Origin of the sequence: Streptomyces sp. NRRL S-495, from assembly GCF_000966955.1 — a bacterium.
GTDB classification, from domain to species: Bacteria; Actinomycetota; Actinomycetes; order Streptomycetales; family Streptomycetaceae; genus Kitasatospora; species Kitasatospora purpeofusca.
This window is the reverse complement of sequence record NZ_JZWY01000968.1, coordinates 1-8,110: the sequence shown is the minus strand read 5'-3', so window position 1 is coordinate 8,110 and position 8,110 is coordinate 1. Positions and strand designations below refer to the sequence as shown.

The window sequence follows — 8,110 nt, the reverse complement described above, 5'->3', positions numbered from 1 at the left end:
CCCCCGGGCCCGCGCCTCCCGCACCGCCGCCGTCCGCGACTCCACGCCCAACTTGGTGTAGATGTGCACCAGATGCGACTTCACCGTGGCCAGGCTCAGGTGCAGCCGCCCGCCGATCGCCTGATTGGTCAGCCCGTCCGCGACCAGCCCCAGCACCTCCGTCTCCCGTGCGCTCAGCGCCGCCGCGGGCGTCCGCATCCGCTCCAGCAGCCGGTCCGCCACCGTGGGCGCCAGCGCCGGCCGCCCCGCCGCCGCCGACCGCACCGCCCGGGCCAGCTCCTCCGGCGGCGCGTCCTTCAGCAGGTACCCGGTCGCCCCGGCCTCCAGCGCCGGCAGCGTGTCCGCGTCCGTGTCGTAGGTGGTCACCACCAGGACCCTCGGCGCCCCCGCGCCCCGGGCCGTGATCGCCGCCGTGGCCTGCGCGCCGTTCATCGCCGCCCCCGGCCCGAACTGCAGGTCCATCAGCACCACGTCCACCGCCACCTCCGCCGCCAGCTCGACCGCGCGCTCGGCGGTGGCGGCCTCCGCGACGATCGCGAAGTCCGGCTCGCTCTCCAGGACGGCCCGCAGCCCGGCCCGGACCACCGGGTGGTCGTCGGCGAGCAGCAGCCGGATCACCGCCCCGGTCACGAGGTCCCCTCCTTCGGGTCGCCCGCGTCCCCGGGCACCGGCAGCAGCACCGCGAGCGCCGTGCCCTCCCCCGGCGCGGACTCCACCGCGAAGGTCCCGCCCAGCGCCCGGGCCCGGGCCCGCATCGACGGCAGCCCGTAGCCGCCGTCCCCACCGTCCCCGCCACCGGTGGCGGTCCGCGTCCGCACGGCCTCCGGGTCGAACCCCGCACCGTCGTCCACCACGTCCAGCGCCACCTCGCCCGCCATGAAGCTGAGCGTCACCTCGGCATGGGCCGCCCCGGCGTGCCGCACCGTGTTGCCGAGCGCGGACTGCGCGATCCGCAGCAGCGCCACCTCGTGCGGCACCGGCAGCGGCACCCGCTCCCCCGACACGTGCAGCCGCACCGGCAGTCCGCCGCGCACCGACGTCGTGGCGCACAGCCGCTCCAGCGCCACCGGCAGGGTGTCGCTCTCCAGCGCCGGCGGGGTGAGCGCGCGCACGAAGCGGCGGGCCTCGTCGAGGTTGTCCTGCGCGGCCTGCCGGGCCTGCTCCACGTACTCGCCGGCGGCCTCCGTGCGCTCCGGCAGCGCGCGCTGCGCGGCCCGCAGCAGCAGCTGGATGCTGGTGAGGCTCTGCGCCAGGGTGTCGTGGATCTCCCGGGCCAGCCGCTCCCGCTCGGCGAGGACCCCGGCCGCGTGGTGGGCGGCGGCGAGGTCGGCGCGGGTGGCCGTCAGTTCGTCGATGAGCCGGCGGCGCTCCTCGCTCTCCCGGTAGAGCGCCTGGTAGCCGAACACGGTCGCGACGGCCACGGCGGCACCCAGCAGCGGCCCGATCGCCGGCGCGAGGCCGACGGTGTGCTGATGGGCGGAGTAGGCGACGATCGCCGCGACGGCGGTGAGCCCGACCGCCGCGACCCCGGCCCGCCGGCCGAGCAGGTGCAGCTCCAGGAAGTACAGCGGGAACGCCAGCCAGACCCCGTCCGGGGTGGCCACCAGCACGCCCGCCCAGGTGACGCCGAGCAGCGCCAGCCAGAGCGCGGCGGCCCGGCGGGAACGGCCGACGGCGCCGATCAGCGGACCGGCCGCGTAGACGGCGGCCATCGCGGTGGCGGCGGCCGTGACCGCCGCCGGGTCCCCGTCCCGCCCGGCCAGGGCCCGGGCCACGGCGAGCGCGAGCAGGCCCGCCACCAGCAGGTGCAGGCAGACCCGGAGCACGCGGGCGACGGGGGTGGTTCGGGGTCGATCGGTCGCCATCCGTCCAGCCTAGGGTCCGTGCCGCCGACCGGCATCAATCGAAAGGTTGAACTCCGCTTCCGCCCTTCGAAGCCGAGGATGCAATCCCCGGTGCGATGCCCGGAGGGCCGCCGTTCGACCACTCTCGTCAGTGTCGCAGCGGATCGGACGAAAGGACTCGCGGTGTTCGTCGCCTGGAGGGATCTGGGGTTCGCCAAGGGGCGGTTCGCCCTGATGGGAACCGTCATCGTGCTGATCACCGTGCTGGTCGGCCTGCTGTCGGGACTGACCGCCGGACTCGGCCGGCAGAACACCTCGGCCATCACCGGCCTGCCCGCCGACCACCTGGCCTTCGGCCGCCCCGCCGACGGCCGGAAGCTGTCCTTCACCGACTCCCAGGTCACCCCCGAGCAGTGGCAGGGCTGGGCCCGGACGCCCGGCGTGACCGACGCGCAGCCGCTCGGCATCGCCACCACCAAGGCCGCCGCCGGACCACGCACCGCCGCGCTCTCCGTCCTCGGCGTCCCCGACGGCTCCTCGCTGGCCCCGCAGGGCGACTCCCTTGCCCCCGGCCGGGCGGTGCTGTCGCGGACCGCCGCGAAGGACCTCGGCGGGCTGCGCCCCGGCGACGCCTTCACCGTCGCCGGCCACCCGCTGACCGTCGCGGCCGTCGCCGGGGACGCCTCCTACAGCCACACCCCGGTGGTCTGGACGACCCTGGCCGACTGGCAGTCGGCCGCCCCCGGCGGGGCCGGGCACGCCACCGTGGTCGCACTGACCACCACGAAGGGCGCCAACCTGGCCGCCGCCGACACCGCCCTCGGCACCGAGACCCGCGGCCGGACCGACGCGCTCGCCGCGATCGGCTCCTACACCTCGGAGAACGGCTCGCTGCAGCTGATGCGGGGCTTCCTGTTCGCCATCTCGGCGCTGGTGATCGGCGCCTTCTTCACCGTCTGGACGATCCAGCGCAGCGGCGACATCGCCGTCCTGAAGGCCCTCGGCGCCTCCACCCGCTACCTGCTGCGCGACGCGCTCGGCCAGGCCGTCCTGCTGCTGCTCCTCGGCACCGCGCTCGGCACGGCGGTCGCGGTCGGCGTCGGCGCGCTGATCGGCTCCGCCGTCCCGTTCGTCCTGGACGCCCCGACGGTGCTGCTGCCCGCCGCCGTCATGATCGCGCTCGGCGCGGTCGGCGCGGCCCTGTCCGTCCGCCGCATCACCTCCGTCGACCCGCTGACCGCCCTGGGGAGTGCCCGATGACCCTGCACCTCGACCGCGTCACCCTCACCTACCCGGACGGCGACGGCCGGCTGACCGCCCTCGACGAGGTGTCGCTGACCGTGCCGAAAGGCACCCTCACCGCCGTGGTCGGCCCGTCCGGCTCGGGCAAGTCCAGCCTGCTGGCGGTCGCCGCGACCCTGATCGCCCCGGACTCCGGACGGGTGGTGGTGGACGGCACCGACACCGCCGGGCTGGACCGGGCCGGGCTGACCGCGCTGCGGCGGCACCGGATCGGCATCGTCTTCCAGCAGCCCAACCTGCTGCCCGCGCTGACCGCCGCCGAACAGCTCCAGGTGATGGCCCACCTGGACGGCCGCTCCCCACGCGGCGCACTGCCCCGCGCCCTGGAACTCCTGGCCGCCGTCGGCCTGCGCGACCTGGCCGGCCGCCGCCCGCACCAGCTCTCCGGCGGTCAGCGCCAGCGCGTCAACATCGCCCGCGCACTGATGAACGACCCCACCGTGCTGCTGGTCGACGAGCCCACCAGCGCCCTGGACCACGAACGCGGCGCCGCCGTCCTCGACCTGCTGACCACCCTCACCCACCGCCGCGCCACCGCCACCGTCCTGGTCACCCACGACCGCAGCCACCTGACCGCGGTCGACCAGGTGGCCGAGGTCCATGACGGCAGGCTCACGGTGCCGGCGGCGGTGTGAGCTACTTCTTGGCGGCCAGCACCTCGTCCACCGAGAGCGTCACCGAAGCACCGACCGACTCCGGCAAGCTGAAGGACTGCCCGGGGCGGTGCACGGCGTGCACCCGGTACTCACCGCCATGGGGGTCGGTGAGCACCATGACCTTGAGGTTCCTGCGGTCGACGATGAGATAGACGGGGATACCCGCATCGGCATAGACCATCGGCTTGATCTTCACATCCGCCATGTAGTTGGAGGACGTGACCTCGACAACGAGCCTGAAGACCGCCGGGTCGTAGGAGTTGGCCTCGATCAGGTGGTTCCTGTAGTCCGCGTCCACCACCGACAGGTCCGGAACGGCGTAGTCGGACGGCCCACCTGGCAACCACAACCCGATCGCCTGGACCACCCTGGACGTATCCCGATGGAGTCCGGCCGCCAGAAGCGGGACCATGAGATCGGTCAACACCTCACCGTGCGGCCCGTCGGCAGGTGGCGTCACGGTGATCTGACCCCCGATGATCTCGACGCGGTGACCCGTCAACCGGCTGGCGATCAGCTCTGCGGCTTCCAGCAGCGTGGGCTGGTTGAACGGGTCTTCCACTGCGGCGGCGGACACGGAGTTCTCCTTGCTGCCGATGTCGGGAACGTCATCGTAGGATCCGGGATCGACATCCCACCCGATCACGGAGAATTCCCCCGAACGGGTGGTTTACCCCCGGGCCCGCAGCCGCAGGCCGGTGCGGGACTCCTCCTCGGCCGCCTCCTCCTGGCCCTCCGCCCACAGCGAGCGGACGTGGCTGAGGTGGCGGGTCATGCAGGACTCCGCGGCCGGACCGTCGCCGGCGATCATCAGGTCCAGCAGCTCCAGGTGCTCCTCCGCCGAGGAGACCAGCTCGCCGCGCTCGGCCAGCCGGTTGAGACCGTAGAGGCGGGAGCGCTTGCGCAGGTCGCCGACGACCTCGACCAGGCGGGAGTTGCCGGCCAGGCCGAGCAGGTCGAGGTGGAACTGGCGGTCGGCCTCCAGGTAGCCGATGAGGTCCTGCTTGCCGGCCGCGACGACGATCGCCTCGGCCTGCGGCCGCAGCGCCTCCAGCTGCTCGGGGGTGGCGGTGCGGGCGACCCGGCCGACGGTCGGGACCTCGATCAGGGCGCGGATCTCGGTGAAGTCGTCGAGGTCCCGCTCGGTGAGCTCGGTGACCCGGAAGCCCTTGTTGCGGACGGCCTCGACCAGGCCCTCACGGGCGAGGTCCAGCATGGCCTCGCGGACGGGGGTGGCGGAGACGCCGAAGTCGGCGGCCAGGGCGGGCGCGGAGTAGACGACCCCGGGGCGCAGCTCGCCGGAAATCAGGGCGGCTCGCAGGGCGTGGGCGACCTGGTCGCGCAGCCGCTCCTGGACGGAGATCAGGGTGCGGGGTTTGAGGTCGGCCATGGTGTTCCTCCGGTGAGTGCAGAACACCAGCGTACAATGTCACGTTACGTTGAGTGTGCAACATTCCGTGATTTCGAACGACCAGTCAGCGCACGGCATCCATGGTCGGACCCCATGGTGGCAGGACCGCCGCCCGCTGACAACGGTCGGCGGCCCAACTCCTTCATCCGGTCCCCTCACTCCCCCTTGAACAAACGGACCAGACCGGTCGCACTGGACCCTCCGTACCCGGCCCCGACCGCCGTCCGGAAGGTGTCGGCGAGCAGCCGCGGCAGCGCCCCGTCCACCCCGGAGGCCTCGACGGTGTGCAGGACGTGCTCGATGCTCGCGAGCGCCATGGTCAGCCGGTCGACGTCGCCCTCGTGGTTCCCGGCGGCGATCCGGGGCGCGTAGAAGGCGAGGAAGCCGGGCATCGAGGCGGCCGTCGACGTGGCGTAGGGCAGGAACTCGTCCGCCGGGATGCCGTTGGCCTCCGCGACGGCGGTGGCGTGCAGGTAGGCGGTCAGCGAGGTCCAGAAGAGGTCCATCTGGATCTGGTAGTAGAGCTGTGCCAGCCCCGGGTCGTCGCCCCGGTAGTCGGCGCCGGTGAGCACCTCCAGGGCGGCGCGGTGCCGCCGGAACAGCTCGACCGGGCCGCTGTAGAAGGTGGACGACTCCGGCTGCCCGATGCCGGACGGCGGGACCTGCACCCCGCCGGTGAGGTGCCCGGCACCCCGCTCGGCCAGCCAGCGGGCGGCCTCCCGGGCCCGGTCGGGGGTGTCCGAGCTGAGGTTGACCACGACCTTCCCGGCCAGCTCCGCCTCGGCGGCGGCCAGGACCGCGAACACCGCGTCGTAGTCGGTCAGGCTCAGCACGACCAGTTCGGCGGCCGCGACCGCCGCGGCCGCGTCCGGCGCGAGCACGGCGCCCCGGGCCACCAGGTCGTCGGCCCGGCCGGGGCTCCGGTTCCAGAGCGTCATGGCGTACCCGGCGTCCAGGTAGGCGCCCGCCATCGCCCGGCCCATCGGGCCGAGCCCGATCAGGGTGACGGACGGCCTGGCGTTCTCCTGCTGCCTGCTGTTCTCCTGCTGCTTGGTGCTCTCCTGCTGGGCGACAGACATGGGGATCCCCTCCGAAGGCGACTAGAACGAACGCTCTATCCAGGGGTGAAGCTAGCACAGCAGTGGAACGAACGCTCTATCCAATTGACCGGCTAGACTCTCCCCCGTGAAGACGACCACCACCGGCACCCGGGAGCGGATCGTCCGGGCCACCTCCCGGCTGCTCCAGCGCCAGGGGTACGAGGGCACCGGCATCAAGCAGATCTCCCGCGAGGCGGAGGCCACCCTCGGCTCCGTCTACCACTTCTTCCCGGGCGGGAAGCAGGAACTGGCCGCCGCGGCGATCCGCCACGGCGACCAGGAGTTCGCGGAGCTGCTGCGCGAGGGGCTGGACAGCGCCGCCGACCCCGCCGAGGCGGTCACCGCCTGCACCCGGCTGCTCGCCGAGGCCCTGCGCGCGTCCGACTGGCAGGACGGCTGCCCGATCACCACCACCGCGCTGGAGACGGTCGGCCGGGCGCCGGTCATCGAGGAGGCCGTCACCGCGGCGTTCGCGCACTGGCGCGCCGTCGTCGAGGAGAAGCTGCACGGCGGCGGCATCGGCCTCACGGACGCCCGCGAGCTCGCCGCCACCGTCATCAACACCCTGGAGGGCGCCGAACTCGCCGCCCAGGTCGCCCGCAGCGAGGAGCCGCTCCACCTCACCGGCCGCCACCTGGCCCGGCTGATCAACACCTACCGGCCGCAGCCGACGCCCGGGCCCGCCACTGCCACCGCCACCGCCTGACCGGAACGCAAAAAAGCGGTCGGCGTGGCGGGGGATCCCTTCCCACCACGCCGACCGCAACTCCGGCCGACACATCAACGACCAATCCCCGTCCGAGGTAACGGACTTGGGGACGGGTACCGACACAGCGCCGAGCGCCGGTACCCGATTGGCCGGGCCCCACAGCAGACCTGTGCCGACCGGAAGCCCTACCGGCCCGCCCCGCGCCGGTGCACCTCGGCCGCGACCGCGAGGTCCTGCCAAGCCATCCCGACGCTCTTGAAGAACCTCGGCCGGTCGGCCGGCACCGGAGCCTCGCCCCGCACCAGCTCGGCCAGGTTCCACAGCGGGTCGGCACCGGTCACACCCGCCATCAGCAGGTCGCCGGCCTCCCGCAGCGCGGCGGCCCGGGCCTCCACGTACAGCGCGGACCGGCCGACCAGCACCTCGTCCACCTCGCGGGCGTCCACCTCGTGCGAACCGACCGCGGCCACCGCCGCGTGGTCCGGCACCAGCGCGCCGTCGAACAGCGGCGTGCGCGCGGTGGTGCAGCAGACGACCAGGTCCGCCCCCGCCACCGCGGCCGGGGTGCCGACGGCGGCCTCCAGGCCGAGCCCCCGGGCGTACCGGACCAGTGCCTCGGCCGGCTCCGCGCTGCGGGCGACCACCGTCACCCGGGTCAGCCGACGGACGGCGAGCAGGGCGTCCAGGTGCCCGTACGCCTGCGGGCCCGACCCGAACAGCACCAGGTGCTCGGCCTCCGGCACCGCCAGCCGGTCCAGCGCGACGGCCGTGACCGCCGGGGTGCGCAGCGAGGTGAGCGCGATGCCGTCGAGCAGTGCGACCGGCTGCAGGGTCGGACCGTCCAGCAGCAGGTAGCTGCCGGTGATCCGGGGCAGCCCGACGGCGGGATTGGCCGGCGCGACACCGGCGATCTTCACCCCGACGAAGGCCGTGGAGGCTGCCGGCATCATCAGCAGCTCCCCGGCCGGTACCGGGATCGCCGAGCGGGCGGGGACGGTCTCCGGGTCGAGCCCGTCGAGCAGCACCCCCTCGATCGCCCGCGCCGCTTCCTCCGGTGTCAGGTCGACCGCGCCGGCCGGCAGCACCGC

Annotated in this window: 9 protein-coding genes; 3 read left to right on the top strand and 6 right to left on the bottom strand. The window is 74.0% G+C overall.

Features of this window, described 5'->3' with window-relative positions; translation table 11 throughout:
- Both VR45_RS37285 and VR45_RS37280 read right to left on the bottom strand, forming a co-directional pair.
- Window positions 1–630: response regulator transcription factor (locus VR45_RS37285; RefSeq protein WP_045944376.1), on the bottom strand; the 630-nt coding region annotated here is incomplete at its 3' end.
- Window positions 627–1,865 (bottom strand): sensor histidine kinase, encoded by a 1,239-nt coding sequence (locus tag VR45_RS37280; RefSeq protein ID WP_045944375.1) that lies wholly within the window; start codon window positions 1,863–1,865, stop codon window positions 627–629. The genes VR45_RS37285 and VR45_RS37280, both read right to left, overlap by 4 nt.
- Window positions 1,866–2,027: 162 nt before the next feature.
- Here VR45_RS37280 and VR45_RS37275 point away from each other — a divergent pair, with 162 nt between their 5' ends.
- Complete coding sequence (locus VR45_RS37275; protein ID WP_045944374.1) at window positions 2,028–3,104, top strand: ABC transporter permease; 1,077 nt, start codon at window positions 2,028–2,030, stop codon at window positions 3,102–3,104.
- A complete protein-coding gene (locus VR45_RS37270; protein ID WP_045944373.1) occupies window positions 3,101–3,781 on the top strand; it encodes an ABC transporter ATP-binding protein in 681 nt (226 codons plus the stop codon). Before VR45_RS37275 ends, VR45_RS37270 begins: the two co-directional genes overlap by 4 nt.
- 1 nt (window position 3,782) lies before the next feature.
- Here the strand turns inward: VR45_RS37270 and VR45_RS37265 are convergent, their stop codons facing one another.
- The 3 genes from VR45_RS37265 to VR45_RS37255 form a co-directional block, all read right to left on the bottom strand.
- Complete coding sequence (locus VR45_RS37265) at window positions 3,783–4,379, bottom strand: Uma2 family endonuclease (RefSeq protein WP_045944378.1); 597 nt, start codon at window positions 4,377–4,379, stop codon at window positions 3,783–3,785.
- 93 nt (window positions 4,380–4,472) lie between these two features.
- Window positions 4,473–5,192, bottom strand: a complete 720-nt coding sequence (locus VR45_RS37260) for a GntR family transcriptional regulator (protein ID WP_045944372.1) — start codon at window positions 5,190–5,192, stop codon at window positions 4,473–4,475.
- A gap of 176 nt (window positions 5,193–5,368) precedes the next feature.
- Complete coding sequence (locus VR45_RS37255) at window positions 5,369–6,292, bottom strand: NAD(P)-binding domain-containing protein (protein WP_045944371.1); 924 nt, start codon at window positions 6,290–6,292, stop codon at window positions 5,369–5,371.
- A 106-nt stretch (window positions 6,293–6,398) separates the two neighbouring features.
- On the opposite strand from VR45_RS37255, the gene VR45_RS37250 reads away from it, so the two are divergent.
- Window positions 6,399–7,019 (top strand): TetR/AcrR family transcriptional regulator, encoded by a 621-nt coding sequence (locus VR45_RS37250; protein ID WP_045944370.1) that lies wholly within the window; start codon window positions 6,399–6,401, stop codon window positions 7,017–7,019.
- Window positions 7,020–7,207: 188 nt separating this feature from the next.
- On the opposite strand, the gene VR45_RS37245 is transcribed toward VR45_RS37250, so the two are convergent.
- The gene (locus VR45_RS37245) at window positions 7,208–8,104 is read right to left on the bottom strand and encodes an ornithine cyclodeaminase family protein (protein ID WP_234326545.1); all 897 of its coding nucleotides are present in this window, start codon (window positions 8,102–8,104) and stop codon (window positions 7,208–7,210) included.
- Window positions 8,105–8,110: the final 6 nt, after the last annotated feature.